This window comes from Streptomyces sp. NPDC043427, from assembly GCF_056436655.1.
This window is the reverse complement of record NZ_JBWKCC010000051.1, coordinates 1-26,983: the sequence shown is the minus strand read 5'-3', so window position 1 is coordinate 26,983 and position 26,983 is coordinate 1. Positions and strand designations below refer to the sequence as shown.

At 70.8% G+C, this 26,983-nt stretch carries 22 protein-coding genes and 1 tRNA gene; 21 read left to right on the top strand and 2 right to left on the bottom strand.

From position 1 onward, the window contains the following. The first annotated feature begins 20 nt into the window (after positions 1-20). From AC067M_RS44400 to AC067M_RS44335, 14 genes are all read left to right on the top strand, one after another. Positions 21-785, top strand: a complete 765-nt coding sequence (locus tag AC067M_RS44400; protein WP_478702693.1) for a TIGR03936 family radical SAM-associated protein — start codon at positions 21-23, stop codon at positions 783-785. 273 nt (positions 786-1,058) lie between these two features. Further along, entirely contained in the window at positions 1,059-5,435 is a 4,377-nt protein-coding gene (locus AC067M_RS44395; RefSeq protein ID WP_478702692.1) for an Rne/Rng family ribonuclease, read from the top strand. A gap of 256 nt (positions 5,436-5,691) precedes the next feature. Next, positions 5,692-6,012, top strand: coding sequence for a 50S ribosomal protein L21 (gene rplU / locus AC067M_RS44390; RefSeq protein WP_007381993.1), 321 nt, complete (start codon positions 5,692-5,694; stop codon positions 6,010-6,012). 14 nt (positions 6,013-6,026) lie between these two features. Continuing rightward, the gene (gene rpmA, locus AC067M_RS44385) at positions 6,027-6,281 is read left to right on the top strand and encodes a 50S ribosomal protein L27 (protein ID WP_133926294.1); all 255 of its coding nucleotides are present in this window, start codon (positions 6,027-6,029) and stop codon (positions 6,279-6,281) included. 120 nt (positions 6,282-6,401) lie between these two features. Then, positions 6,402-7,838, top strand: coding sequence for a GTPase ObgE (gene obgE / locus AC067M_RS44380; RefSeq protein ID WP_478702691.1), 1,437 nt, complete (start codon positions 6,402-6,404; stop codon positions 7,836-7,838). A gap of 170 nt (positions 7,839-8,008) precedes the next feature. After that, complete coding sequence (locus tag AC067M_RS44375) at positions 8,009-9,568, top strand: alkaline phosphatase D family protein (protein WP_478702690.1); 1,560 nt, start codon at positions 8,009-8,011, stop codon at positions 9,566-9,568. Between the two features lie 332 nt (positions 9,569-9,900). Further along, on the top strand, positions 9,901-11,400 hold the full coding sequence (locus AC067M_RS44370) for a D-ribitol-5-phosphate cytidylyltransferase (protein ID WP_478702689.1): 1,500 nt from the start codon (positions 9,901-9,903) through the stop codon (positions 11,398-11,400). A gap of 187 nt (positions 11,401-11,587) precedes the next feature. Then, a complete protein-coding gene (locus AC067M_RS44365; RefSeq protein ID WP_478702709.1) occupies positions 11,588-13,705 on the top strand; it encodes a hypothetical protein in 2,118 nt (705 codons plus the stop codon). Positions 13,706-13,882: 177 nt separating this feature from the next. After that, on the top strand, positions 13,883-15,115 hold the full coding sequence (locus AC067M_RS44360) for a glycosyltransferase family 2 protein (RefSeq protein WP_478702688.1): 1,233 nt from the start codon (positions 13,883-13,885) through the stop codon (positions 15,113-15,115). Between the two features lie 117 nt (positions 15,116-15,232). Next, entirely contained in the window at positions 15,233-16,336 is a 1,104-nt protein-coding gene (gene proB, locus AC067M_RS44355) for a glutamate 5-kinase (protein WP_478702687.1), read from the top strand. A gap of 189 nt (positions 16,337-16,525) precedes the next feature. Continuing rightward, the gene (locus AC067M_RS44350; RefSeq protein WP_478702708.1) at positions 16,526-16,993 is read left to right on the top strand and encodes a hypothetical protein; all 468 of its coding nucleotides are present in this window, start codon (positions 16,526-16,528) and stop codon (positions 16,991-16,993) included. Between the two features lie 70 nt (positions 16,994-17,063). Continuing rightward, positions 17,064-18,350, top strand: a complete 1,287-nt coding sequence (locus tag AC067M_RS44345; RefSeq protein ID WP_478702686.1) for a glutamate-5-semialdehyde dehydrogenase — start codon at positions 17,064-17,066, stop codon at positions 18,348-18,350. A gap of 99 nt (positions 18,351-18,449) precedes the next feature. Then, positions 18,450-19,016: an SCO2584 family spore wall biosynthesis protein gene (locus AC067M_RS44340; RefSeq protein WP_478702685.1), complete on the top strand. Its 567-nt coding sequence runs from the start codon at positions 18,450-18,452 to the stop codon at positions 19,014-19,016. An 88-nt stretch (positions 19,017-19,104) separates the two neighbouring features. Beyond that, a complete protein-coding gene (locus AC067M_RS44335) occupies positions 19,105-20,175 on the top strand; it encodes an SCO2583 family membrane protein (RefSeq protein WP_478702684.1) in 1,071 nt (356 codons plus the stop codon). Between the two features lie 60 nt (positions 20,176-20,235). On the opposite strand, the gene AC067M_RS44330 is transcribed toward AC067M_RS44335, so the two are convergent. Further along, complete coding sequence (locus AC067M_RS44330) at positions 20,236-21,330, bottom strand: M48 family metallopeptidase (protein ID WP_478702683.1); 1,095 nt, start codon at positions 21,328-21,330, stop codon at positions 20,236-20,238. A gap of 128 nt (positions 21,331-21,458) precedes the next feature. Between AC067M_RS44330 and AC067M_RS44325 the strand changes: the two genes are divergently transcribed. The 7 genes from AC067M_RS44325 to AC067M_RS44295 all read left to right on the top strand — a co-directional run bounded on the left by AC067M_RS44325 (position 21,459) and on the right by AC067M_RS44295 (position 25,750). Next, positions 21,459-21,620 (top strand): hypothetical protein, encoded by a 162-nt coding sequence (locus AC067M_RS44325; protein WP_478702682.1) that lies wholly within the window; start codon positions 21,459-21,461, stop codon positions 21,618-21,620. A 127-nt stretch (positions 21,621-21,747) separates the two neighbouring features. Continuing rightward, on the top strand, positions 21,748-21,912 hold the full coding sequence (locus AC067M_RS44320) for a hypothetical protein (RefSeq protein ID WP_037675646.1): 165 nt from the start codon (positions 21,748-21,750) through the stop codon (positions 21,910-21,912). Between the two features lie 79 nt (positions 21,913-21,991). Further along, a complete protein-coding gene (nadD, locus tag AC067M_RS44315; protein ID WP_478702681.1) occupies positions 21,992-22,666 on the top strand; it encodes a nicotinate-nucleotide adenylyltransferase in 675 nt (224 codons plus the stop codon). 16 nt (positions 22,667-22,682) lie between these two features. Beyond that, entirely contained in the window at positions 22,683-24,410 is a 1,728-nt protein-coding gene (locus AC067M_RS44310) for an LCP family protein (protein WP_478702680.1), read from the top strand. A gap of 69 nt (positions 24,411-24,479) precedes the next feature. Next, complete coding sequence (gene rsfS, locus AC067M_RS44305; RefSeq protein WP_478702679.1) at positions 24,480-24,926, top strand: ribosome silencing factor; 447 nt, start codon at positions 24,480-24,482, stop codon at positions 24,924-24,926. Beyond that, complete coding sequence (locus tag AC067M_RS44300) at positions 24,923-25,585, top strand: histidine phosphatase family protein (protein WP_478702678.1); 663 nt, start codon at positions 24,923-24,925, stop codon at positions 25,583-25,585. Before rsfS ends, AC067M_RS44300 begins: the two co-directional genes overlap by 4 nt. Positions 25,586-25,677: 92 nt before the next feature. Then, positions 25,678-25,750: transfer RNA gene (locus AC067M_RS44295), tRNA-Ala, on the top strand. A 66-nt stretch (positions 25,751-25,816) separates the two neighbouring features. Here AC067M_RS44295 and AC067M_RS44290 read toward each other — a convergent pair. Further along, positions 25,817-26,983, bottom strand: a 1,167-nt coding sequence (locus AC067M_RS44290; protein WP_478702677.1) for a dihydrolipoamide acetyltransferase family protein, incomplete at its 5' end; no start/stop codon positions are given.

Sequence of the window (26,983 nt, the reverse complement as noted above, 5' to 3'; positions counted from 1 at the left end):
GCCCGCCGCCCGCACCTGCGGTGCAGCGCATCCGACTGCGCTACACCAAGCGCGGCCGCCTCCGGTTCACCAGCCACCGTGACTTCCAGCGCGCCTTCGAGCGTGCGTTGCGTCGTGCCGAGGTGCCGATGGCGTACTCGGCCGGATTCACGCCGCATCCGAAGGTGTCGTACGCCAATGCCGCACCCACCGGCACGGGCAGTGAGGCGGAGTACCTGGAGATCGCGCTCACCGACGCGCGCGACCCGGAAAAACTCAGGCTCCTCCTCGACGAGTCGCTGCCCACCGGGCTCGACATCGTCGACGCGGTCGAGGCCCGCACCTCGGGCCTGGCCGACCGGCTGACGGCCTCCGTGTGGGAGCTGCGGCTGGAGGGAGTGGACCCGGCCGACGCCGGCCGCGCGGTCGAGGCCTTCAACGAGGCCGGGGCCGTCGAGGTCCAGCGCATGACCAAGAACGGCGTCCGCACCTTCGACGCCCGTCCCGCGGTCGTACAACTTGAAGCACACAGTGATCTGGCTGATAGGCCGACCGACCAGCCCTGTGCGATACTGCGGCTGGTTGTTCGGCACGTGACGCCTGCCGTTCGACCCGACGACGTCCTGTCCGGTCTCCGCGCCGTGGCCGACCTGGCGCCGCCGGTCCCCGCAGCGGTGACCAGGCTGGCGCAGGGGCTGCTCGATGAAGAGACCGGCACGGTGACCGACCCGCTCGCGCCCGACCGCGAGGCAGCACCGGCCCCCACAACGGCCGATCCGACTGCCACCGCGAAGGCGCCGGCGTAAGGAAGGTCCCGCGAAGGGACGGACGTCGTAGCGCCGCCCTCGGACTCGGGAGCCACCTGGGTCGGGCAGCGCACCGACCACAAGACTTTCGCCAGGCCGTACCCAACAAGGGCGTACGGAACCGGCGAGACAGGACACAGAGAGCTCCCGTGTGGCGCCCGCGCCCCGGACGGCGGCACCGCGCATCGCGCGAGTCGCGGACGTCAACGGCATCGATGTGATCGACGCCGGACCAGGCGCGGCGCCCGGGAGCCTGACGGGAGAAACGCCCGCATGCTCGAGCCGACCGAATCCAATGAGTCCGTGACGGACTCCGACAACAACAGCCCCAGCGACACGCTGCCGCCGCGCCGTCGGCGCCGCGCCGCGTCCCGCCCGGCCGGTCCGCCGACCGCCGGCCCCGCCGAAGAGTCGGCGGAGATCGTCGCGCCGGCCATACCGGCTGTGGCGGAAGAGGACGAGGAAGAGAAGAAGACCGACGAGTCGGTCGCGGCCGTCGAGGAAGCCGAGGGTGCGGAGAGCACCGAGGCTGCGGCTCCGGCTGAGGAGGCTGCCCCCGCCGGGCGTACCCGGCGTCGGGCGACCCGGCGCGTGTCCGCGCCGGCCGGTGCGCCGAGCGCGGCCGAGGCCACCGAGATCGCCGAGACCGTCGTGCCGGTGGCTGCCGCGCCTGAGCAAGCGGCCCCTGCTGCCGCCGAGGTGTCGGAGCAGGCCGAAGAGGCCGAGGCCGCTCCGCCTCGGACCCGTCGTCGTGCGACACGCCGCGCGTCCGCGCCCGCCGGGGCTCCCGCTCCGGCCGAGGCCGTCGCGAGTGCGGCCGACGCGTCCGCGACCGCTGAGGTTCCCGCTGCCGAGGCCGCCTCCGCTTCCGAGCCTGTAGAGGCGCCTGCAGCCGCCGCCGTCGAGGAGCCCGCGCCCGCCGCGCGTCCGCGACGCCGGGCCAGTCGCCGGGCCTCCGCGCCTGCGAGTGCGCCGAAGGACGTGGAGACCGCGGAGACGGGCGTGGCTCAGGCCGCTGCGGAGTCGGAGACTGCTGCTGCTGGTGCTGGGGAGGCCGAGGCCGCCGCTCCCGCCGAGGCCGCCGTCGCCTCCACCGAGAACGTTGCCTCCGGTGAGACCGCCGGCCCCGGCGAGGACGCCGCTCCGCGCCGGGTGCGTCGACGTGCCACGCGTCGCGTCACCGCTCCGGCGGAGGCGGCCGTGAGCGACGAGTCGTCGCCGGCCACCGGGACCGCCGGGGGCGAGGTCGAGCCCGCCGGTGCCGCCGAGGCGCAGGTCTCCGAGGCAGCCGACGCCGACACGGCGAATGCTGCCACGAGCGCCGAGAGCCGTTCCGCCGCCGAAGACGCCGCCGCCCAGGCCGACGAGGCCGGCTCCCCGCGCCGCGCCCGGCGCAGGTCGGTGCGCAAGGCAGCTGTCGGGTTCTCCGAGCCCGGGCGCGGCGAGGCCGGAGAGGCCGAGGCGCCGCGTCGGGCGGCGCGGCCCGCCGTCGCCGTGTTCCAGGCGCCGGTGTTCGCCGAGCCGAGGTTCCAGACGCCGCAGCGGGCCGCCGCCGAAGCTGCCGCCGAGGCGACGGAGGACGTCGCCGAGGAGGCTGTCAGGACCGAGGCCACCGAGACCACCGAGGCCACCGCGGAGTTCGCGGAGGAGCAGACGGGGTCGCGTCGGCGCCGTCGGCGCCGGGGTGCGGGTGGCGACGAGGCCGAGACCGGCCGGGCCGCCGAGACCGCCGTACGGGCCGCCGAGACGGTCGTGGAGGAAGGCGACGCGGAGGAGGCCGAGGAGTCGGCCGAGGACGCCGCCGAGGGCGACGAGACGGAGGAGACCGGGGCGCGGCGACGCCGTCGGCGCGGTGGCCGGCGTCGGCGCCGGGGCGACTCCGGTGACGCCGAGGGGAGCGAGTCCGGGGACGCCGAGTCCGAGGAGCTCGCCGCCGAGCAGGCCGAGCAGGACGCCGAGGACACCGCCGAGCAGATCGACGAGGACGCCGAGGACGACGACGCACACGGCGATGAGTCCGGCGGGTCCAGCTCCAGCAGCCGCCGCCGTCGCCGCCGGCGCCGTCGGGCCGGTGACTCCGCCTCCGACGCCGAGCCGGGCGACGGCGACCCCGAGCGCACCGTCGTGAAGGTCCGCGAGCCGCGCAAGCCGTCCGAGCCGTCCGACGAGGTGCAGTCCATCAAGGGCTCGACCCGTCTGGAGGCCAAGAAGCAGCGCCGCCGCGAGGGCCGTGAGCAGGGCCGTCGCCGCGTGCCGATCATCACCGAGGCCGAGTTCCTGGCCCGGCGCGAGGCCGTCGAGCGGGTGATGGTCGTCCGCCAGAGCGGTGAGCGCACGCAGATCGGCGTCCTGGAGGACGGCGTGCTCGTCGAGCACTACGTCAACAAGGAGCAGGCGACCTCGTACGTCGGCAACGTCTACCTGGGCAAGGTCCAGAACGTGCTGCCGTCCATGGAGGCCGCCTTCATCGACATCGGCAAGGGGCGCAACGCCGTCCTGTACGCCGGTGAGGTCAACTTCGAGGCGCTGGGCATGGCCAACGGGCCGCGGCGCATCGAGTCCGCCCTGAAGTCGGGCCAGTCGGTGCTCGTCCAGGTCACCAAGGACCCGATCGGGCACAAGGGCGCCCGGCTCACCAGCCAGGTGTCGCTGCCGGGCCGCTACCTCGTGTACGTGCCCGAGGGCTCGATGACCGGCATCAGCCGCAAGCTGCCCGACACCGAGCGGGCCCGGCTGAAGACCATCCTCAAGAAGATCGTCCCCGAGGACGCGGGCGTCATCGTGCGCACCGCCGCCGAGGGCGCGAGCGAGGACGAGCTGCGCAGGGACGTCGAACGGCTCCAGGGGCAGTGGGAGGACATCAAGAAGAAGGCGAAGAGCGGCGGCAGCTCAAGCGCACCGACGCTGCTGTACGGCGAGCCGGACATGACCGTCCGGGTCGTGCGCGACATCTTCAACGAGGACTTCTCCAAGGTCGTCGTCAGCGGTGACGACGCCTGGTCGACCATCCACGGCTACGTCTCGCACGTGGCCCCGGACCTGGCCGAGCGCCTGTCGAAGTGGACCTCCGAGGTCGACGTCTTCGCCACGTACCGGATCGACGAGCAGCTCGCCAAGGCGCTGGACCGCAAGGTCTGGCTGCCCAGTGGCGGTTCGCTGGTGATCGACCGGACCGAGGCGATGGTCGTGGTCGACGTCAACACCGGCAAGTTCACCGGTCAGGGCGGCAACCTCGAGGAGACGGTCACCAGGAACAACCTGGAGGCGGCCGAGGAGATCGTGCGTCAGCTGAGGCTGCGCGACCTGGGCGGCATCATCGTCATCGACTTCATCGACATGGTGCTGGAGTCCAACCGGGACCTGGTGCTGCGGCGCCTCCTGGAGTGCCTGGGCCGGGACCGTACGAAGCACCAGGTCGCCGAGGTGACCTCGCTGGGGCTCGTGCAGATGACCCGCAAGCGGGTCGGCCAGGGCCTGCTGGAGTCGTTCTCCGAGACCTGTGTCCACTGCAACGGGCGCGGTGTCATCGTCCACATGGAGCAGCCGACCTCCGCCGGAGGCGGCGGCAAGCGCAAGAAGCGCGGGCGCGGCGGCGACGGGCACGTCCACGAGCACGAGGCCGCGGCCGTGGAGACCACCGAGGCCCTTGCGATCGCCGAGACCGCCGAGGAGGAGGCCGAGAGCGAGGCCGAGGTCGTCGCGGAGGTGGCCGAGCCGGTCGCGCTCACCGCGCCCGACTTCGCGCCGGACGAGGAGCTGTACAGCAGCGTCGAGGAGGCGGAGGCTGCCGCCGGGCGTGGCCGCGGCAGGCGCCGGGCGAGCCGGCGGGCTTCGGCTCCGGCGGGTGCGCCGAGGGGCGGTGCGCGGGGTGAGACGGCGAGGAAGGCCGAGGTCGCCGAGGCCCCGACGGCTCAGGAGGTCACGGCCCAGGACGAGGTCGAGCGTCCGGTGCTGCCGCAGGAGACCGCCGTCGCGCACGCCGAACCGGTCGCCGTCGAGGACCCGGTCGTCGAGGCTCCCGCAGCCGAGGAGGCCGCACCGAAGGGCCGTACGCGCCGTCGTGCGACCCGCAAGGTGTCCGCGCCCGCCGGTTCGCCGGCCGGTGCGGAGGCGGCCGTGGTGACGGTCTCCGAGCCGGCGCCGACGGCACAGGCACCGGAGACGACTCAGGCGCCGCAAGCCGCGGAGCCGACCGGGGCCACTCAGGCCGAGGCGACCTCTGCCGAGGCCGAGGCCGAGGCGCCCGCCGAGAGCGCGGCTCCGGCCCGTCCGCGGCGCCGCGCCGTGCGCAAGGCCACCGCGCCCACCGCGTCCGAGGAGACGGCCGTCGTGGTCGTCCCCGCGGCCCCGACGGAGGAGGCAGCCGAGACCCCGGCCGCCGAGACCCCGGCAGCCGAGGAGGCGGGTGAGGCCCCGGGCGAGGAGGCCGCGCCGGCCAAGAAGACTGCCGCCCGCAAGACGGCCAAGAAGGCCACGGCGAAGAAGGCCGCCACCAAGAAGACCGCGGCCAAGAAGACGGCCGCGAAGAAGACGACGGCCAAGAAGGCGGCGAAGACCACCAAGACGGCCGCCAAGACCGCGTCGAAGAAGACCGTGGCGGCGACGGAGCAGGCGCCGTCCTCCGTGTCGGCCTCCACCGACGAGGGCTGATCGCGGCGCGGGTACCGGGGCCCGCGCCCCGGGACCCGTGTCGACGTGACCGGCTCCACACTCGTGGGGCCGGTCCCGGTTTGACCCCCTCGGCCGGGGCCCCGTAACCTTGACCGTCGGCGTGTCGAGTGGCATGCCACATCCCCGTAAACCTCTTCCTCCCGGTTGCCTCGGTGGCTGGGAGAGGCCGTCCGTGTTCGTTCCCGGGTGGCTGGACTGCGGGGGTGCCGTTTCCGAGCGAGAGAGTGAGATCCGCGTGTACGCCATCGTGCGCAGCGGTGGTCGCCAGCACAAGGTTGCTGTCGGCGACATCGTTGAGGTTGACAAGATTTCCACCGCCAAGGTTGGCGACACGGTCGAGCTCTCGACCCTGCTCGTTGTCGACGGCGACGCTGTGACCAGCGACCCGTGGGTGCTGGCCGGCATCAAGGTCCAGGCCGAGGTCGTGGACCACCACAAGGGTGTGAAGATCGACATCCTTCGCTACAAGAACAAGACCGGCTACCGCCGTCGTCAGGGCCACCGCCAGCAGTACACGGCGATCAAGGTCACTGAGATCCCCGCGGCTGCGAAGTAAGGGACTGAGGAGAAATGGCACACAAGAAGGGCGCATCGTCCACCCGGAACGGTCGCGACTCCAATGCCCAGCGGCTCGGCGTGAAGCGCTTCGGCGGTCAGGTCGTCAACGCGGGTGAGATCCTGATCCGCCAGCGTGGCACCCACTTCCACCCGGGCTCCGGCGTCGGCCGTGGCGGCGACGACACGCTGTTCGCGCTGCAGGCCGGTGCGGTGGAGTTCGGTACCCACCGTGGCCGCAAGGTCGTGAACATCGTTCCGGTCGCCTGAGTCGTCTGAACTCACCAGACCGAACGCTTCGCGAGGCGGACCTCACTTCCCGGGCGGGAAGCGGGTCCGCCTTTCGCGTGTTGACCAGGTAATACCCGAACGTCTTTGGAGGCACCCACCATGACCACCTTCGTGGACCGCGTCGAACTGCATGTCGGCGCAGGTAACGGAGGTCACGGCTGTGCCTCCGTCCACCGGGAGAAGTTCAAGCCGCTCGGCGGTCCCGACGGCGGCAACGGCGGACGCGGCGGCGATGTGATCCTCACCGTCGACCAGTCCGTCACCACGCTCCTCGAGTACCACCACTCCCCGCACCGCAAGGCCACCAACGGCAAGCCCGGTGAGGGCGGCAACCGGTCCGGCAAGGACGGGCAGGACCTGGTCCTGCCGGTGCCGGACGGCACGGTCGTCCTCGACAAGGCGGGCAACGTACTGGCCGACCTCGTCGGACACGGCACGTCGTTCGTCGCCGCGCAGGGCGGCCGGGGCGGGCTCGGCAACGCGGCGCTGGCGTCGGCACGGCGGAAGGCGCCCGGGTTCGCGCTGCTGGGTGAGCCGGGGGATCTCCACGACATCGTGCTGGAGCTGAAGACCGTCGCCGACGTGGCGCTGGTCGGCTACCCGAGCGCGGGGAAGTCGTCCCTGATCTCCGTGCTGAGCGCCGCCAAGCCGAAGATCGCCGACTATCCGTTCACCACCCTCGTCCCGAACCTGGGGGTCGTGACCGCGGGGTCGACCGTCTACACCATCGCCGACGTCCCCGGCCTCATCCCGGGCGCCAGCCAGGGCAAGGGCCTCGGCCTGGAGTTCCTGCGGCACGTCGAGCGGTGCAGCGTGCTGGTGCACGTCCTCGACACGGCCACGCTCGAGTCCGACCGTGACCCGGTCTCCGACCTCGACATCATCGAGGAGGAGCTCCGGCAGTACGGCGGGCTCGGGGACCGGCCGCGGATGGTCGTCCTGAACAAGATCGACGTACCGGACGGCAAGGACCTCGCCGAGATGGTGCGGCCCGACCTGGAGGCGCGCGGCTACCGCGTCTTCGAGGTGTCGGCCGTCGCGCACATGGGGCTCAAGGAGCTGTCGTTCGCGCTGGCGGATCTCGTGGGCAAGGCGCGCGCCGCCAAGCCCAAGGAGGAGGCCACGCGGATCGTCATCCGGCCCAAGGCCGTGGACGACGCGGGCTTCACGGTCACGCGCGAGGAGGACGGGCTGTTCCGGGTCCGGGGTGAGAAGCCCGAACGCTGGGTGCGGCAGACCGACTTCAACAACGACGAGGCGGTGGGGTACCTCGCCGACCGTCTCAACCGACTCGGTGTGGAAGAGGAGTTGATGAAGGCCGGTGCGCGCTCGGGCGATGGCGTGGCCATCGGGCCCGAGGACAACGCGGTCGTCTTCGACTGGGAGCCGTCCGTGATGTCCGGGGCGGAGATGCTGGGCCGGCGCGGTGAGGACCACCGCTTCGAGGCTCCGCGCCCCGCGGCCCAACGCCGCCGCGACCGCCAGGCCGAGCGGGACGAAGCGGCGGAGGAGTTCGAGGGCTTCGAGCCGTTCTAGTGACGACCCCCTGACGTAAAGTCACGTTCAACCCGTTGCCCCCAGGGGCAACGGGTTTTCTCTTGTCCGCTTTCTTGTCATGTACGTGAATGCGGGCGTTCAGCGGGTGGACCCGGCTGGCGTGGGAGCTTCCGAAGGTCAAGAGGCCTGCGAGGTAAGGGAGTTTCCCGATGACCGGCGTGACCGGAGCCGTTTCGCACGACCGTCGTCGTTTTCTGACCGCCGGTGCCGCGGTCGTCGGAGCCGCCGCCTCCGCGCAGTTGTGGGTGCCGGCGACCGCCCGGGCGGCCGGGAACGTGCTGCCCGACGGGGTGTTCAAACTCGGGGTCGCGTCGGGGGACCCGCTGCCGGACGGGGTCGTGTTGTGGACGCGGCTCGCCCCTGATCCGCTGAACGGCGGCGGCATGCCGAACCAGGTCGTGTCCGTGGAGTGGGAGATCGCTCAGGACGAGCGGTTCAGCAAGGTGATACGACGCGGTGCGGCCCAGGCGCGGCCCGAGTACGGGCACAGCGTTCACGTGGATGTACGGGGGCTGGGGCCCGGACGGACGTACTGGTACCGCTTCCGGGCCGGCGGGCAGATCTCCCGCGTCGGCCGCACCCGCACCGCCCCCCACCTTCGCAGCACCGCCGGTTCGGTGCGCCTGGCGCTCGCCTCCTGCCAGAACTGGCAGCAGGGCTACTTCACGCCGTACGCCGACATGCTGGCCCAGGACCCGGACGTCGTCCTCTTCGTCGGCGACTACATCTACGAGTCGACGCCGTCGGCGACCGCGCTGCGCAAGCACGAGGGGAGCGGTGAGCCGTACACCCTCACGCAGTACCGCAACCGGTACGCCCAGTACCGCACCGACCCGAACCTGCAGAAGATGCACGCCGGCGCCCCCTGGGTGGTCACCTTCGACGACCACGAGGTCGACAACGACTTCGCCGGTGAGATCCCCCAGGACCCCGACAAGCAGACGCACGCCGCGTTCGTGGCCCGGCTGACGGCGGCCTACCAGGCGTACTACGAGCACATGCCGGTGCGGGCCACGGCGGTCCCGAAGGGGCCGCACATCCGGATGTACCGTCGGCTGGAGTTCGGGCGGTTGGCCCGGCTCAACGTGCTCGACACCCGGCAGTACCGCAGCGACCAGGCCACCAGCCAGGCGGGCGCCCAGAACCCAGCCCTCACCATGCTCGGCGCCACGCAGAAGCGGTGGCTCCTCGACGGGCTGCGCGACTCGCCCGCCCGCTGGAACCTCGTCGCCTCGCAGATCATGATGGCGGAGACGGACCTGCTGGTCGGCGCGGGCAAGCAGTGGTTCTACGACGCCTGGGACGGCTACCAGGCCGAACGCAACCAGTTCCTGAAGGAGTTCAGGAACGTGCGCAACCCGGTGGTGCTGACCGGCGACCGGCATCTGACGATGGTCAGCGACCTGAAGGCCGACTTCGCCAACCCGAAATCCGCCGTCGTCGGCGCCGAGTTCGTCGGCACCTCCATCTCCAGCAACGGCGACCAGGACCAGGCCGCCTTCCGCAAGGAGTGGGACCCGAGGCGGGCGGACAACCCGCACTGGAAGCTCGTCGACGCCCACCGCGGTTACCACCTCTTCGACATCCGCCGCGACCGCATCGACGCGCAGGTCCGCATCGTGAACACGGTGCTGAAGCCCACCGCGACACCCAGCACGCTGGCCCGGCTGCGGGTCGACGCGGGGAAGCCGGGTGTGCGGGTCGTATGACCCGCGTAAGGCCGACGTGACCGACGTAGGGCCGGCGAGACGATCGTGAAATTGGCGTGAGAGGTGCCCGGGACACGTCCCGGGCACCTTTCGATGTTTCCGGGGTACCCGTACCGCTGGGTTCATCCGGCGTCACTATCCGCAATGTCGGATACCTGTGGAGTTACTCACAGCAATTTCGGGGGCGTCCGGGCAACGTCTCGCCATCACCAGCAGTCCAAGATGAATGCAAGGTTGCGCGCACATATGCGGTGCGAGGCGCTCACCTTGCACTGCGGTTGCCGCAAGTGGGACCATTTCCCCGTCCCCTGTCGCCCCAAGGTAGGTCCTCTGTGTCCCAGCACATAGCCAAGCCCCGTACCACCGCAGTGATCCTGGCCGGTGGCACCGGCCAGCGGGTGGGTCTTTCGATCCCCAAGCAGCTGCTGAAGATCGCCGGCAAGGCAGTCATCGAGCACACCCTGACGACCTTCGAGAAGGCCGACTCCATCGATGACATCATCGTGCTGATGGCGCCGGGCTACGTGCCCGACATCGAGAAGATCGTCTCCAAGGCCGGGTTCACGAAGGTCAAGAAGGTCATCGAGGGTGGTTCCACCCGCAACGAGACCACCGAGCGCGCCATCAGCGCCCTCGGTGAGGGCTTGGCCGAGGGTGAGGACCTCAACGTCCTCTTCCACGACGCCGTACGCCCGCTGCTGTCGCAGCGCGTCATCGACGACTGTGTCGCCGCGCTGGAGCGCTACCAGGCCGTCGACGTGGCCATCCCGTCCGCGGACACCATCATCGTCACGCGCACCCACGGCGAGGACGGCGAGTTCATCACCGAGATCCCGGACCGCTCCCGGCTGCGCCGCGGCCAGACCCCGCAGGCCTTCAAGCTGTCCACGATCAAGCGGGCCTACGAGGTCGCCGCCGGTGACCCCAACTTCCAGGCCACCGACGACTGCTCCGTCGTGCTCAAGTACCTGCCGGACGTGCCGATCCATGTCGTCGCGGGCGACGAGTACAACATGAAGGTGACACAGCCGGTCGACGTCTTCATCGCCGACAAGCTGTTCCAGCTCGCCTCGACCGCCACGCCCGAGCAGGTGAGCGAGGAGGCCTACCGCGAGCTGCTGACCGGCAAGACGGTTGTGGTCTTCGGCGGTTCGTACGGCATCGGCAAGGACATCTCCGAACTCGCCGAGTCCTACGGCGCCAAGGTGTACGCGCTGGGCCGCTCCACCACCGGCACGCACGTGGAGAACCCGGAGGAGGTCGACGACGCGCTGTCCAAGGCGTACGCCGAGACCGGGCGCATCGACTACGTCGTCAACACCGCGGGCGTGCTGCGCATAGGGAAGCTGGCCGAGACCGACAACGCCACCATCGAGGAGGCGCTGAAGGTCAACTACCTGGCGCCGGTGCAGATCGCGCGCTCCTCCTACAAGTACCTGTCGGAGACCAAGGGCCAGTTGCTGCTCTACACCTCCAGCAGCTACACCCGCGGCCGCGCCGAGTACAGCCTCTACTCCTCGACCAAGGCCGCCATGGTGAACCTCACCCAGGCGCTGTCCGACGAGTGGGCCGGCGACGGCATCCGCGTCAACTGCATCAATCCGGAGCGCACCGCGACCCCGATGCGCACCAAGGCCTTCGGTCAGGAGCCCGCCGGCAGCCTGCTGTCCTCCGAGGCCGTGGCCCGTACCTCGCTCGACGTGCTGCTGTCCGAGCTGACCGGGCACGTCATCGACGTCCGTCAGCAGGACCCGACGGCGGCCGCGGGCAAGGCCTCCGGCTTCGAGCAGGCACTGGCCAGTGTTCTGGACCGCCAGGACGGCGTGGCATAATCATCTCTAAATAGCTTCTGTTATTCAGGCCTCTGTGGCTGCCGGTTCACCTGGCATTCACAGAGGCCTGAGTCCGTAAAATTCCCAGATCGTTCACAAGGTATTTTCCGGACCTTTTCAGCTTTGCAACCGGCCCCCTCCAAGAGCAGGTTCCTCCGTGATATCCACCGCAATCCGCGTCGCCCGGGTGGGAAGCGCGGCCGAACTGGCCGCGGCGGTCCTCATGATGCTGGGCTTCCCGGCGCTCATGCTGGCCGCGCTCGTCCCGAACGTTCCCGCCTTCGCGGCCGCGACCGCCGTGACGTACCTGGCGGACCACTATCTGCACCGCAAGGGCAGCTACCTCGTCAGCCGTCTGAGCAAGGTGCGGGCCGGTCTGTCGATCCGCTTCCTGATCCGACAGCTGCTGCTGGTGCTGCTGCTGGCCCGCCTGGACCTCAGAGACGACCTGGTCTTCTACGCGGCGATCGCCTGCTTCATCGCCTTCTACGGCCTTCAGGCCCCGCACGGCGCGCTGACCACCTTCATCCGCAACCGCCGCCGGATGCCGGTCGCCACCCGCAACGTCGACCTGAAGACGCGCATCCGTATCCCGGACGCGCCGCCGAAGAGGCTGCTGAACCGCTCCGCGGAGAAGATCCTGCACCTCGACCTCGCGGCCGTCGTCGGCATCCTGGTCTCGGCGGCCACCGACTCCTCCGTGGCCGGGTTCGTCGGCATCGGCCTCACGCTGGCGCTCGGCAGCCTGTACGTCCTCGCGCTGATGCCGTACGCGCGCGGCAAGAAGACGCCCCCGAGGGGCGACGAGGTGCTGGCCGCCGTCGACGACTGGCTGGGCGTGTACAAGCCGCAGACGGTGCTGTACTTCTCCGGTTCCAAGGACTCCGCCTACCAGGTCAACATGTGGCTGGAGACCATGGAGCAGCTGGAGTCCCGGCCGCTGATCATCCTGCGTGAGCGCGTCATCCTGGCCAACCTGGCGCCCACCACGGTTCCCGTCATCTGCGTGCCCGGAGGGGTGCACCTGATGAACATGAACCTGTCCACGGTTCGGGTCGCGCTGTACGCGGCGAACGTCGGCAAGAACATCCACATGCTGCGCGTACCCACCATGAAGCACGTCTTCATCGGCCACGGCGACAGCGACAAGCTCGCCAGCGTCAACCCGTACAGCAAGGTGTACGACGAGGTGTGGACCGCCGGCCGCGCCGGCCGCGACCGCTACGCCATCGCCGACGTCGGTGTCCGCGACGAGGACATCGTGGAGGTCGGCCGCCCGCAGCTGGCGCCGATCCAGGCCTGGCAGGGCGTGCCCGACGGGCGCATCCCGACCGTGCTGTACGCCCCGACCTGGGAGGGCTGGGACGACAACCCCGGCAACACCTCCATCCTGCTCGCGGGCGAGAACATCGTGAAGCGGCTGCTGAAGGCCGACCCGCAGGTCCGCGTTCTGTACAAGCCGCACCCCTTCACCGGCACCCGCAGCCCCAAGGCCGCGGCCGCCCACCGGCGCATCAAGGCCCTGATCGAGAAGGCCGCCGCCGAGCGCGCCGCCGACCCCGCCTTCAAGACCGACACGGCCGCCCAGGCCGAGGCCAAGGCCGACCTGACCCGGATCGAGGCCCGCCTCGCCGCGCTGTCCGGCGGCGGCAGCGACAAGGGCGACGAGGCCGAGGGAAGCCGCGACGGCATGGTCGACATCAAGAAGCACCAGGAGATCGCCCGGCTGCGCGCCGAGTGGAACGACGCCCACTGGCGTTCCATCCCGACGTGGGAGCACCGGGTCGTCACGGGCGCCCAGCCGCGCCTGTACGACTGCTTCAACGTCTCCGACGCGATGGTCTCCGACATCTCCAGCGTGGTCTCCGACTTCATCGCCAGTGGCAAGCCGTACGCGGTGACGGACTCCGCCGAGCTCGGGGTGGAGGAGTTCAAGCTGCAGAACACGGCGGTGCGCGCGGCGGTGATCCTGTCCAACAGCGCCGCCGAACTCGGCGAGCTGCTCGACGCCGTACGCGACCCGGCAGCCGACCCGCTGGCCGAGGACCGGACGGAGTTGAAGCAGTACCTGCTGGGGCCGGACGAGCCGACCTCCATCCAGCAGTTCAACACCGCGGTGACGAACCTCGCGCTCAAGGCCGAGGCCCGCAACGTCGGTCAGAACTCACGGATCGCGGCGGAGCAGGCGGAGCAGGCGGAGCTGGCCGAGGAGGCGGACCTGGCCGATCAGGCGGAGTTGGCGAACGCGGTTCCCGGGCCACGGGTGACGGCCTCAGGCGACGCGGAGGGCGCGACGGCGGGCTGACCTGGAAGTTTTCCATGCGTAGGGCTCGGTTCCGGGGCGCGATCCTTGGAGCCGAGCCTGTTTCATTTATGTGATACGGATCACTGAAGAGGGGAGGCAACCGCTTGTTCCGGTTACCCGTCTACCTGGTATCCAAGCTGTTGATACGGGGTGAACTCCCCGTAATGAGGGGGAAATGTGGCCGTTACGCAGCCTGACGTCACCGTGGTCATCGGGGCGTACGAGGCCATGCCGTATCTGGTCGAGTGCCTCGCGTCCGTCGAAGCGCAGACCCTCGATCCGGCGCGCATCGAGGTCGTCGCCATCGACGACGGCTCCAAGGACGGCACCGGTGAGTACCTGGAGGAGTTCGCCGCGCGCGCCCCGATGCCCGTGACGGTGATCCGCCAGGAGAACTCCGGCGGCCCCAGCGGTCCGCGCAACGTCGGCCTCGGCAAGGCGGCCGGGCGCTACGTCTTCTTCCTCGACGCCGACGACCGGCTCGGCCCCGAGGCCCTGGAGCGCATGGTCGCCATGGCCGACAAGGCCGGCACGGACGTCGTCCTCGGCAAGGTCGAGGGCGTCAACCGCAGCGCGCCCAAGTCGATGTGGGGCAAGACGCTGGAGCGCACCGACGTCTACTCCTCCAACATCAAGTTCACCCTCAGTGCCCAGAAGCTCTTCCGCCGCGCCTTGCTGGAACGTCACAGCATCCGGTTCGACGAGTCCCTGTGGACCGGTGAGGACGCGCTGTTCACGCTGGAGGCCTATCTGCGGGCCGACGGCATCTCCGTCGTCGCCGACTACACCTGCTACTACCTGGTGGGCCGCGACGACGGCAAGCACGTCACGAAGAGCGGCAGCTACACCCTGCGCTTCGACTCCGCGCGCGCCCTGATGGGTCTCATCGAGCGGATGGTCCCGGCCGGCCCCAAGCGGGACGTGCTGATGGTCCGCCCCTTCACCGTGACCCTGCTGCCGCAGTTCGGGCCGGTGTTCCTGCGGGACAGCGAGGAGGTCCGGCGTACCAAGATGGAGCTGGCCAAGCCGCTGATGGACGCCCACTGGAACGAGGGCGTGGCACAGCGTCTGAAGGTCCAGGAGCGGCTGCGGCTGCACCTGGTGGCCATGCAGCGCCCCGACCTCCTCAAGGACGTCCTCGAGTTCGTCAAGGCCAAGCGCGAACCCGACGCCGTCCTGAGGAAGCAGAACACCCGGCTCTATCTCGCCTATCCCCACTTCCGCGACCGCAAGGCGGGCGTCCCCGACCGCGTCTACCTCGCCGAGGCGCGCGAGGCCAAGGGCTACCCGGGCTGGCGCAAGGGACCGGCGGAGTCGTTCCTGCGCCGGGCCCGGCGCAAGGTGCGGCGCACGATACGCAGGGTGCTCCCGTCGCGCGGGAGCAGGCCCGGCGGGGCGCGGGCCGCGTAGCGCTGTCCGGAGGCTGGACCGGGGCGCGCCGAGGGGTCCCCTTCGCGTAGATTGCCAGGCGGGTAGCCGTAACTGCGCGAGGGGACAGACACCAAGGTGGCAGGTGCAAGGCAGGCCGTGAGCGAGGCCCGCAGGATCGTCGTCAAGGTGGGTTCCTCGTCGCTGACCACCGCCTCCGGCGGTCTCGACGCCGACCGCGTCGACGCCCTCGTCGATGTCCTCGCCAAGAGCCGCAGCGGGGGGGAGAGGGAGATCGTCCTGGTTTCCTCCGGTGCCATCGCCGCCGGACTCGCGCCGCTCGGCCTGCGTCGCCGCCCCAGGGACCTCGCCCGCCAGCAGGCCGCCGCCAGCGTGGGCCAGGGCCTGCTCGTGGCCCGCTACACGGCCTCCTTCGCCCGCTACGGCGTCCGGGTCGGCCAGGTGCTGCTGACCAGTGACGACATGAGCCGCCGCGCCCACCACCGCAACGCCTCCCGCACCCTCGACAAGCTCCTGGCGATGGGCGCTTTCCCGATCGTCAACGAGAACGACACCGTCGCCACGGACGAGATCCGCTTCGGCGACAACGACCGACTCGCCGCCCTCGTCGCCCACCTCGTCCACGCCGACCTTCTGGTGCTGCTGTCCGACGTGGACGGCGTCTACGACGGCGACCCCAGCAAGCCCGGCACCTCGCGGATAGCGGAGGTCCGGGGGCCCGAGGACCTCGCGCACGTGGAGATCGGCAGCGCGGGCAAGGCGGGCGTCGGCACCGGCGGCATGGTGACCAAGGTCGAGGCCGCCCGCATCGCCGCCGCCGCCGGCATTCCCGTGGTGCTCACCAGCGCCGTCCACGCGGCCGACGCGCTCTCCGGGGGCGACACCGGCACCTACTTCCACCCCGCCGGCAAACGCTCCGCCGACCGGCTCCTGTGGCTCCAGCACGCCTCCACCCCGCAGGGCTCCCTGACCCTGGACGACGGGGCGGTGCGGGCCGTCGTCGAACGGCGCACGTCACTGCTGCCGGCCGGGATCGCGGGCGTCGAGGGCGAGTTCAGCGCCGGGGACCCCGTCGAACTGCGGGACGGCCGGGGCCGCGCCGTGGCGCGCGGGCTCGTCAACTTCGACGCCAAGGAGATCCCCCAGCTGATCGGCCGCTCCACTCGTGAGCTGGCGCGTGAGCTGGGTGCGGAGTACGAGCGGGAGGTCGTCCACCGGGACGATCTGGTGATCCTGCACTGAGCCTGCACTGATCCAGCTGTGATCCTGCTGCGGTCCGGCGTCCGTGAAGTGCTCGAACGGCCGCTCCAGGTGTGGGACGTTCCGTGAAACCGCCCCACGACGCCCTCCGGCCTGGTCAACTGTGTCTCGGGGGACCCGACCCGCACGAGCAGTGCTCGACCATGCGTAAAGGAGGCCGTCGTGAGACGAGTGCGCCCTGGGGCGGCGGCGTCCCGCGGTGGTACGGGCGGCGGCCCCGCGCGTGCGACGGGCGAGGAACGCGCGCTGACCAGCGTCGCCGCCGGTGACCGCTACGAGGGCGAGGAGCCCGCCGACCTGCCCCGCCTGTGGCACATCACTCTCAGCGTCTCCGGACGGCAGGCCCCGCTGCCGGAGGTGCGCCGCGCCCTCGAACAGCTGGCCCACGACCACCCCTTCCTGCTGACCAGCCGCTACGCGCAGGACCACGCGGAGATCCGCTACTGGGAGGAGGCCCGCGACCTGCACGACGCGGCCGCCGTGGCGCTGCGGCTGTGGGGCGAGCACCGCCAGACCGCGGGGCTGCCGCCCTGGGAGATCGTCGGCCTGGAGGTCATCGACCGCCAGACCTACCACCAGCGCGTCGCCGAGGGGTACGGGCCGCCACCGGCGAGCCCGGTCGGAGTCCATCCCTTTTGATCCGTCTCATCCCGTCTCGCCGAGTGGGATGAACGCTCGCCGTCGCCGCCCGGCGCACTACGCTTCCCTCATGACCACGCTCTCCCCGTACGACGCCATGTCCCCGGTCACCCAGGCCGCCTACCGCGCCAAGGCCGCCGCCGCCGACCTCGCGCCGCTGCCCCGGGCCGCGAAGGACGACGCGCTGCTGGCCATCGCCGACGCGCTGGAGGTCCGTACGGGTGAGATCGTCGACGCGAACGCCAAGGACGTCGCCAAGGCGCGCGAGGCCGGCATCAGCGAAGGCATGATCGACCGGCTCACGCTCACCCCGGAGCGGGTGCGCGCCATCGCCTCCGACGTACGTGACATCGTCGCGCTGCCCGACCCGGTCGGCGAGGTCGTGCGCGGGTCCACCCTGCCCAACGGCATCGACCTGCGCCAGGTCCGCGTCCCGCTCGGCGTCGTCGGGATCATCTACGAGGGCCGCCCCAACGTGACGGTCGACGCCGCCGCCCTGTGCCTGAAGTCCGGCAACGCGGTGCTGCTGCGGGGCTCCTCCTCGGCGTACGAGTCGAACACCGCGCTCGTGCGGGTGCTGCGCGACGCAGTGGGCGGCGCCGGGCTGCCCGCCGACGCGATCCAGCTGGTTCCGGGCGAGAGCCGCGAGTCCGTGCGCGAGCTGATGCGCGCCCGGGGCCTGGTCGACGTGCTGATCCCGCGCGGCGGCGCCTCGCTGATCAACGCCGTCGTCCAGGAGTCCGTCGTCCCCGTCATCGAGACCGGCACCGGCAACTGTCACGTCTACGTCGACGCCCACGCCGACCTCGACACCGCGATCGACATCCTGATCAACTCCAAGGCCCAGCGGGTCGGCGTCTGCAACGCCGCCGAGACCCTGCTGGTCCACCAGGACATCGCCCCCGAGTTCCTGCCCCGCGCCCTGGACGCCCTCGCCGAGGCCGGGGTGACCGTGCACGCCGACGAGCGGGTGCTGGCGTACGCCAAGGACTCCAAGGCGACCGTCGTCGAGGCGACGACCGAGGACTGGGAGACGGAGTACCTGTCGTACGACATCGCCGCCGCCGTCGTCGACTCGCTCGACCGGGCCGTCGAGCACATCCGGCTGTGGACCTCCGGGCACACCGAGGCCATCGTGACGACCTCGCAGCAGGCGGCGCGTCGCTTCACCCAGCTGGTCGACTCCACGACGGTGGCCGTCAACGCGTCGACCCGGTTCACGGACGGCGGCCAGTTCGGCTTCGGAGCGGAGATCGGCATCTCCACCCAGAAGCTGCACGCCCGCGGCCCGATGGGCCTGCCCGAGCTGACCAGCACCAAGTACATCGTCACCGGCGACGGGCACGTCCGGCGCTGAGTCCGGCGACCGTGCGGAGTCCGTGCGGAGACGTCTCACCAGGCGGATGAATTTCCGTACCGTCTGCCCAAAGCGAACCCCCAGGTCTACTCTGGATCCGTGCCGGAGGACGTGGGGGGCACGCCGTTCCCTGACGGCTGGGAGCCCGACGACGACCACGACCGCGGGGTGTCGGACGAAGAGTTCGCCTCCGTGGTCTTCGACGAGGCCTTCGTACAGGCGGCCGTGGTGCACGAGCCGACCGCCGTCGAACGCCTCCTGGCCGCCGCGCAGGCGAGAGCCGAGGCCTCCGAGGCGGAGGCCCGCCGCACCGCCCGGGGCAGCGGCGAACGCTACGACGACGGGTACGGCGGTTTCGGCCATGATCCCGACTTCGACGACGACCTGGACGACCCCTACGCCCTCGACGGCCGCTACGGCGCCCCCGGGTCGTACGGCAAGCAGGTCCGCTGGCACCGTCCCGTCGCCTGGGTGCTCGCCGTGGTGATGGGCGTCGGCATGGTCGCGCTGGCCTTCGCCGCGGTGTACCGGGGCGCCTCCTCGGGCAGCCGGGACCAGGTTCCGATGCCCGCCTCGACCGGCCTGGAACAGGGCGGCCCGGCGTCGCCCTCGGCCTCCGCCGACTTCTCTCGGCCAGCCGTGTCGGCCACCCCGCGCACGCCCTGAGCGATCGCGCCCGCCTTGGTGGGCACCTGTCTGAACTTGGCGCGCGGGAGGGCGTTTATGCGAGGTCGCTGAGACCTACCCTGAAGGTATGGGCGGGCCTGGAGACCCACCGGAGGGGACACCCGAGGGAGCTCCCGGAGGTGGAGAGGACGAGTACCGATCCGTCGTCTTCGACGAGTCGTTCGTCCGTGCTGCCCGCCTTCAGGAGTACTCCGCGCGGGAGCGGATGGCCGACCACGCGCCCGCCGTACGCCGCCGCCCGCCGTTGCGCCGGGGGCTGTCCCGGCAGGCGCTGATCCTGGTCCTGCTGGTCGCCGTCGCCTTCGGCACGGCCGTCTACATGGGCATCCGCCACCCCTACCAGAGCCCCACCGCGCAGCAGCCCGCGGAACCGCTGCGGATGACGGTCATCCCGCTCGCCCCGCAGGGCAAGGTGCCCGGGGCCAGTGACACCGCGTACCTGTACGCGCACAGCCCCGCAGCGCAGTTCCGGGTGGGCGCGGAGGGCATTCCGCTGCCCGCCTCCCGCCGGACCGCGCACTTCTCTGACAGCCAGGTCGTCACCGCCCTGACCACGGCGAAGGAGTACATCGTCCGCTCCTCGCTGGACCCCGAGGTGCTCACCGGTGAGCAGGTGCGGCCCGCGCGGATGCTGCTCGACGTGGACCAGCTCGACCAGTTCGACGAGAGCTTCGAGCGGCCGACCGCCGACGGCAGGCACGCCCCGACCGGGTGGCTGGTCCGCTTCGACCCCTCGCAGGCCGAGCTGGCCGACCCGAAGATCCGTGTGCAGGGCTCGCTGCAGGCCGCCGAGACCGACTCGTCCACGCTTGAGGTCACCGCGGACCACACCTTCGTTTACGCGCTGCGGCCGACCGGCTCCGACGACGGAGCGAAGGCGTCCCTGTTCACCGTCCGGCGCGAGCTGCACTTCCGCTTCGACCGCGACGACCTGCGGCTGCACCAGACCCAGCTCGCCGTCTCCTACGTCCAGGCCGGTCCCCTGTCCTGCGCGGAGGACTCGGCCAACCACCTGCACCCGCTGCTGGCCGGCCAGACCGCGAAGACGGGCGGCCCGGCCGGAACCGACCCGTACGCGACGGGCGGCACGACGGCGCTGTGCGGGTCGCTGGCGGCGAGCGCGGAACCGAAGGTGTGAGCAGCGGCTGCCCCGACGGCGGCCGACCCGGCGGGAAGGGGAACCGGCGGGAGACGGAGCTCAGTCCTCGGTGGTCGGTGGCTCGTCGCGGGGCTGGTCCTTCGGGGGCGCAGGGGCCGTGAAGCCGTTGAAGCCTCGGCGGACTCGGCCGCCGAGATCGCCGGCGCCGCCCGCGAAGTCGGTGACCAGCTTCATCAGGGGGTCCTTGGAGTTCTTGACGTGGTCGGCGTAGTGCGACGCCGACTCGCGGAAGGAGTCGCTGACCGAGGTGTCCTTGTCCTCGGTGCGGCGCGGGTAGTGGCCGTCCATGATCCGCTGGTAGTCGCGGGACTCGGCCCACTTCTTCAGCTCGGCGGCGCGGACCGTGGTGAAGGGGTGGGAGCGGGGCAGCACGTTGAGGATCTTCAGGACGGAGTCGCGCAGGTCGCCGCCCGACTCGTACTCCTCGGCCTGCTCGAGGAACGCGTCCACGTTCATCTCGTGCAGATGGTTGCCACCCGCGATCTTCATCAGGCCGCGCATGGAGGCCTGCACGTCCTGGCCCACGAGCAGCCCCGCGCGGTCGGCGGACAGCTCCGACTTGCGGAACCACTCGCGCAGCGCGGTCACGATCGCCATGATCGCGATGTTGCCCAGCGGGATCCACGCGACGCGGAGGGCCAGGCTGGTCAGGAACAGCAGGATCGTGCGGTAGACGGAGTGGCCGGACAGGGCGTGCCCCACCTCGTGGCCGACGACCGCCCGCATCTCCTCCTCGTCGAGCAGCTCCACCAGGCCCGTGGTGACGACGATGATCGGCTCGTCCAGGCCGATGCACATGGCGTTCGGCTGCGGGTCCTGGTTGACGTACATCGGCGGGACCTTCTCCAGGTCCAGGATGTAACAGGCGTCCCGCAGCATGACGTTGAGGTGGGCGAACTGCTGGTCGGAGACGCGGACCGAGTCGGACAGGAACAGCAGGCGCAGGCTGCGCTCGGGCAGCAGACCGCTGAGGGCCTTGAACACCGTGTCGAAGCCGCTCAGCTTGCGCAGGGCCACCAGGGCGCTGCGGTCGGCGGGGTGCTCGTACGCACGCGAGGAGATCTCCGGGAAGCGCCTGCGCTGCCTGCTCGGCACCCTCGCGTGCTCGCCCTGCTGGTGGCCGTCTTCGGACATGTCCTCTTCCCCCACTACGCGTCTGTGGCCCTTTTGCGGACCCTTGTGTGGCCCTTTGCGTCCCCGAGGCGGAGCCCAGCCTAGGCGGAGATACGGTGGACGGGCAGTACAGCGAAGGAGTCCCGTCCATGGAGCACAACCCCGCGTCCGCCTGGATCGTCGAGGCCGCGAGCGCCGCACCGCAACAAGGAGCGGGAAACCTGCTCCGGATCGTCCTGATCGTGATGATCCTCGGCTGTGCGCTGACCGCCTGGTTCCTGCTGCGGGGCTACAAGCGGAAGGACGACTGAACGCGCGCGAAGGTTCCCCCGGCCCGCCCGTGATCCCCAACGGCGGAGTCGGCGTGAGCGCCGCCGAGTCGCCCCCTTACCATGGGCCGACATCTTTATCCCGCCCACCGGATAGGTCCTGCCGAAGATGAGCCTTCACAGCGCCGCTGCCCAGCTGGTCACCCTCGCCGCCGAGGGCGAGGAGCGCGGCGGCAACCACGAGAGCCTGAACCCGTTGGTCACCGGCGGTGGAGCGTTCATCATCCTGCTGCTCCTGCTGTGGATCACCACCCGCTTCAACCGCGACCGCTGAGTCGCAGTCGGCCCATACCGGTACACCCCGGGCGTCCGGCTTCCGGGGCCCCGGGGCCGGGCCGGTAGGGTCTGCACGCATGGGAGAGCAGGACATGCCTACCGGTCCGGCGGAGCACACCGCCGCTGACACCGCGGTGAACCCCCGCACCGACCGGTCGAACCCCGCCAAGCGCCGCCTCGGCGTCATGGGCGGAACGTTCGACCCGATCCACCACGGGCACCTCGTGGCGGCCAGTGAGGTCGCCGCGCAGTTCCACCTCGACGAGGTGGTGTTCGTCCCGACCGGGCAGCCGTGGCAGAAGACCCACCGCAAGGTCTCCCCGGCCGAGGACCGCTACCTGATGACGGTCATCGCGACCGCCGAGAACCCCCAGTTCTCGGTGAGCCGCATCGACATCGACCGCGGCGGACCCACCTACACCGTGGACACCCTGCGCGACCTGCGGGCGCTCAACCCCGACACGGACCTGTTCTTCATCACCGGTGCCGACGCCCTCGGCCAGATCATCACCTGGCGGGACTCGGCGGAACTGTTCTCCCTCGCGCACTTCATCGGGGTGACCCGGCCCGGCCACAACCTGGCCGACCCCGGACTCCCGGAGGGCGGCGTCTCGCTCGTCGAGGTTCCCGCCCTGGCCATCTCCTCGACCGACTGCCGTGCGAGAGTCGCCAAGGGCGACCCCGTCTGGTATCTGGTGCCGGACGGTGTCGTGCGCTACATCGACAAGCGCGAGCTGTACCGCGGCGAGTGAGCCGAGAGGGGCACCGGTGAACGACCGATACGACGCGGGTTACGGCGGCGGTCACGACGACCAGTACGAACTCGTCGGCTACGACGAGTACGGCCGACCGGTATACCGGCAGGCCCAGGCACAGCCACAGGTGCCGCAGCAGCAGTCACAGCAGGCGTCCCAGACGTCGTACGACAGCTACGGGCAGCAGGGCTACGGCTATGACCCGTACCACACCGGCCAGCAGCAGGCGCAGCCACACGGTGCGTACGACACAGGCTCGTACCACACCGGCTCCTACGGCACGGGCTCGTACGACACCGGCTCGTACGACACCGGTACCTACGGCACCTCGGCCCCGTACGACCCCTACGGGCAGACCGCATCGAGCGGGCAGCAGCCACGGGTCGCCGAGCAGACCGCCCACATCCCGCAGCAGGCCGGCCCGCCCGAGGAGGAGGCCCCCGCGCAGGAGCCCGAGCAGCGGGAGTACCACACCGAGCAGTTCTCGTTCGTCGAGGAGCCCGACCAGGACTCCGAGGACGTCATCGACTGGCTGAACTTCACCGAGAACCGCACAGAGCGCCGCGAGGAGGCCAAGCGCCGCGCCCGCAGCCGCCTCATCGTCCTCACCGTGGTCCTGGCGCTGGTCGCGGTCGGCGGGGTCGGCTACCTCTGGTACGCCGGGAAGCTGCCCGGCCTGTCGTCGTCGGACACGAAGACCGGCACCACCACGGCCACGGGCGCCCAGAAGCGGGACGTGATCGTCGTCCACCTGCACAACACCGCCAAGGGCGGCACCTCCACGGCGCTGCTCGTCGACAACACCACCACCAAGCAGGGCACCACCGTGCTGCTGCCCAACTCCCTCGTCCTCACCGACGAGGACGGCACCACGACCACCCTCGCCAAGTCCGTCGACGACGACGGTTCCTCCGGCACCCGGGACGCCCTGGACACCGTCCTCGGCACCGACATCCAGGGCACCTGGCGCCTGGACACGCCGTACCTGCAGAACCTCGTCGACCTCATCGGCAACATCGAGGTCGACACCAACACCGACGTGCCGGACCCGAGCGCCAAGAAGAAGGGCGCCGCCCCACTCGTCCGCAAGGGCCAGGAGCAGACCCTCAGCGGCAAGATGGCCGTCGCCTACGCCACCTACCGCGCCTCCGGTGAGGCCCAGAACGCCCAGCTGGAGCGGTTCGGGCAGGTCATGCAGGGCGTGCTGCGCAAGATGTCCTCCGACCCCAAGGGCGCGACCACCACGGTGCAGACTCTGGCCCAGATCCTCGACCCGTCGCTGACCGACAACGACCTCGGCACCTTCCTCGCCAAGCTCGCCGACCTCGCCAAGGGCGGCGACTACAAATCCGCCCTGCTGCCGGTGCAGACGGACGGCACCCTCAGCGCCCAGGCCGGCGCGAGCGTGGTCAAGGACGTCCTCGGCGGCACCGCGAAGAGCCCCGACCAGGACGCGGCCGTCAGTGTCTCCGTCCAGAACGCCAGCGGCAGCAAGGCCGACACCGAGGACGCGCGCGTGGTGCTCCTGAACGGTGGCTTCACCTTCCTGGAGGCCGGTACGGCGTCCAGCGCGCAGGCCACCTCCAAGGTCACCTACTCCGACGCCGCCGACAAGGCGAACGCCACCGAGGTCGCCAAGACCCTGGGCCTGCCCGACAGCAGCGTCACCAAGGGCGGCGTCCCCGGAAACGCGGACGTCGCGGTGGTCCTCGGCCAGGACTACAAGCCCTCGTCGTCGTAATCGGATGAGGTGCCGTCGGTGGTCCGTGAGACCCTTGGTCTCAAGTGACCGCCGACGGAAAGCCATGTAGTGACCGCCACTGACCGTTCCATCGAGCTCATCAACACCGCCGCCCACGCGGCAGCCGACAAGCTCGCGCACGACATCATCGCCTACGACGTCAGCGACGTGCTGTCGATCACGGACGCCTTCCTGCTGGCCTCCGCGCCCAACGACCGCCAGGTCAAGTCCATCGTGGACGAGATCGAGGAGCGCCTGCAGAAGGAGCTCGGCGCCAAGCCGGTGCGCCGCGAGGGCGACCGCGAGGCCCGCTGGGTCCTCCTCGACTACGTCGACATCGTCGTCCACGTCCAGCACAGCGAGGAGCGCGTCTTCTACGCCTTGGAGCGGCTGTGGAAGGACTGCCCCGAGCTGGAGCTGCCCGAGGACGCCAGGGCCACCCGCGGCAAGGCCGAGGAGCACGCCAAGCTGCAGGCCGCTCAGGACACCACGACCTCGTTCGGGGACCTGCGGTGAGCGCACCCGCCGGCCGTGGCGCCGGACGGGGACGCCGGGTCATCCTGTGGCGGCACGGCCAGACCTCGTGGAACGTGGAGCGCCGCTTCCAGGGCACCACGGACGTCCCGCTGACCGAGGCCGGCGTCGCCCAGGCTCGCCGCGCCGCCCGGCTGCTCGCCTCCCTGGAGCCCGACGCGATCGTCGCCTCCGACCTCCAGCGGGCCGCGCACACCGCCGCCGAGCTCGCCGCGCTCACCGGCCTCGACATCGCCCACGACGAGGGCCTGCGCGAGACCTACGCCGGCGTCTGGCAGGGCCTGACGCACGAGGAGATCCTCGCCCGGCACGGCGAGGAGTACTCGGCGTGGAAGCGCGGCGAGCCCGTGCGCCGCGGCGGCGGTGAACTGGAGACGGAGGTCGCCGACCGCGCCGCCCCCGTCGTCCTGCGCCACGCCGAGAAGCTCCCTGAGGACGGCACCCTCGTCGTGGTCAGCCACGGCGGCACCATCCGCACGACCATCGGCCGTCTTCTCGGCCTGGAGGCCGACCACTGGGAGAGCCTCGGCGGCCTCTCCAACTGCTGCTGGTCCGTCCTCGGCGAGGGCGCCCGCGGCTGGCGCCTCCTCGAGCACAACGCCGGCACCCTGCCGGAGCCGGTGCTCGGCGACGACGACTGAGCAGCCCGGGCAGCCCCGGTACCCGGATTTCACTTTCCGGCAGGTCGCAGGCTAAAGTTCTTCTTGTTCGCCCGCCGAGCGGAAGAACACACGGGGCTATAGCTCAGTTGGTAGAGCGCCTGCATGGCATGCAGGAGGTCAGGAGTTCAATTCTCCTTAGCTCCACAGAGGCTCCATCGAAGAACGGCCCGTACGACATCGTACGGGCCGTTCTCGTGTCCCTGAGGCCCGTCAGGCCCAGGTGATGAGCCGCTTCGGGTTCTCCAGGGTCTCCGCGATGTCGGCGAGGACCTTCGAGCCCAGCTCCCCGTCGACCAGGCGGTGGTCGAAGCTCAGCGCCAGCGTGGTGACCCGGCGGGGCTTGACCTCGCCCTCGTGGACCCATGGCCGCAGCTTGATCGCGCCGACCGCGAGGATCGCCGCCTCGCCCGGGTTGAGGAGCGGGGTGCCCGTGTCGATGCCGAAGACGCCGATGTTCGTGACGGTGATCGTGCCGCCGCGCAGATCCGCGGGAGCGGTCGTGCCCAGGCGGGCGGCGGTCACCAGCTCGCCGAGGGCCTCCGCGAGCTGTGGGAGCGTCTTGGTGTGGGCGTCCTTGATGTTCGGGACGAGCAGGCCGCGGGGCGTGGCGGCGGCGATGCCGAGGTTGACGTAGTGCTTCTGGATGATCTCCTGGGTCGCCTCGTCCCAGGAGGCGTTGATGTCCGGGTTGCGCTTGACGGCGACCAGGAGGGCCTTGGTGATCAGCAGCAGCGGGTTGACGCGCAGGCCCTGCATGTCCTTGTCCCGCTTGAGCTCTTCGACGAGCTTCATCGTGCGGGTCACGTCCACGGTGATGAACTCGGTGACGTGGGGTGCGGTGAAGGCCGAGCCGACCATCGCCGCGGCCGTTGCCTTGCGGACGCCCTTGACCGGGATACGGGTCTCGCGGGGGGCAGTGGTGATCTCCGCCGGCTCGGGCGCGGGTGCGGGCGCTGCCGCCGCGTGGACGTCCTCGCGGGTGATGATGCCGTCGGTGCCGGAGGGGATGACGGCGGTCAGGTCGACGCCGAGGTCCTTGGCGAGCTTGCGGACGGGGGGCTTGGCCAGGGGGCGGGCGGTGGGGGTGTGGCCGTTGTGCTCGGTCGGTGTGGTGGTGCGGGGGCGGCGGCGGGTGGGGGACTCGGCCACGCCGTAGCCGACCAGGACGGGGACGCGGTTCGCGGGTTCCGGTGCGGGGGCTCGGGGGGCTGTCTCCACCGCGATGATGGGGGCGCCGACGTCCACCGTGGTGCCCTCGGTGAAGTGGAGCGCGCGGACGACCCCGTCGTAGGGGATGGGGAGTTCGACGGCCGCCTTGGCGGTCTCGACCTCGCAGACCACCTGGCCGTCGGTGACCGTGTCGCCGGGCTGGACGTA

What these genes read in the sequence shown, in the direction of transcription:
- AC067M_RS44330 (WP_478702683.1), bottom strand. Translation starts at nt 21,330, where the DNA reads ATGTCCGAAGACGGCCACCAGCAGGGCGAGCACGCGAGGGTGCCGAGC.
- AC067M_RS44320 (WP_037675646.1), top strand. Translation starts at nt 21,748, where the DNA reads ATGAGCCTTCACAGCGCCGCTGCCCAGCTGGTCACCCTCGCCGCCGAG.
- AC067M_RS44395 (WP_478702692.1), top strand. Translation starts at nt 1,059, where the DNA reads ATGCTCGAGCCGACCGAATCCAATGAGTCCGTGACGGACTCCGACAAC.
- AC067M_RS44325 (WP_478702682.1), top strand. Translation starts at nt 21,459, where the DNA reads ATGGAGCACAACCCCGCGTCCGCCTGGATCGTCGAGGCCGCGAGCGCC.
- rpmA (WP_133926294.1), top strand. Translation starts at nt 6,027, where the DNA reads ATGGCACACAAGAAGGGCGCATCGTCCACCCGGAACGGTCGCGACTCC.
- AC067M_RS44375 (WP_478702690.1), top strand. Translation starts at nt 8,009, where the DNA reads ATGACCGGCGTGACCGGAGCCGTTTCGCACGACCGTCGTCGTTTTCTG.
- AC067M_RS44345 (WP_478702686.1), top strand. Translation starts at nt 17,064, where the DNA reads ATGACCACGCTCTCCCCGTACGACGCCATGTCCCCGGTCACCCAGGCC.
- obgE (WP_478702691.1), top strand. Translation starts at nt 6,402, where the DNA reads ATGACCACCTTCGTGGACCGCGTCGAACTGCATGTCGGCGCAGGTAAC.
- nadD (WP_478702681.1), top strand. Translation starts at nt 21,992, where the DNA reads ATGGGAGAGCAGGACATGCCTACCGGTCCGGCGGAGCACACCGCCGCT.
- AC067M_RS44335 (WP_478702684.1), top strand. Translation starts at nt 19,105, where the DNA reads ATGGGCGGGCCTGGAGACCCACCGGAGGGGACACCCGAGGGAGCTCCC.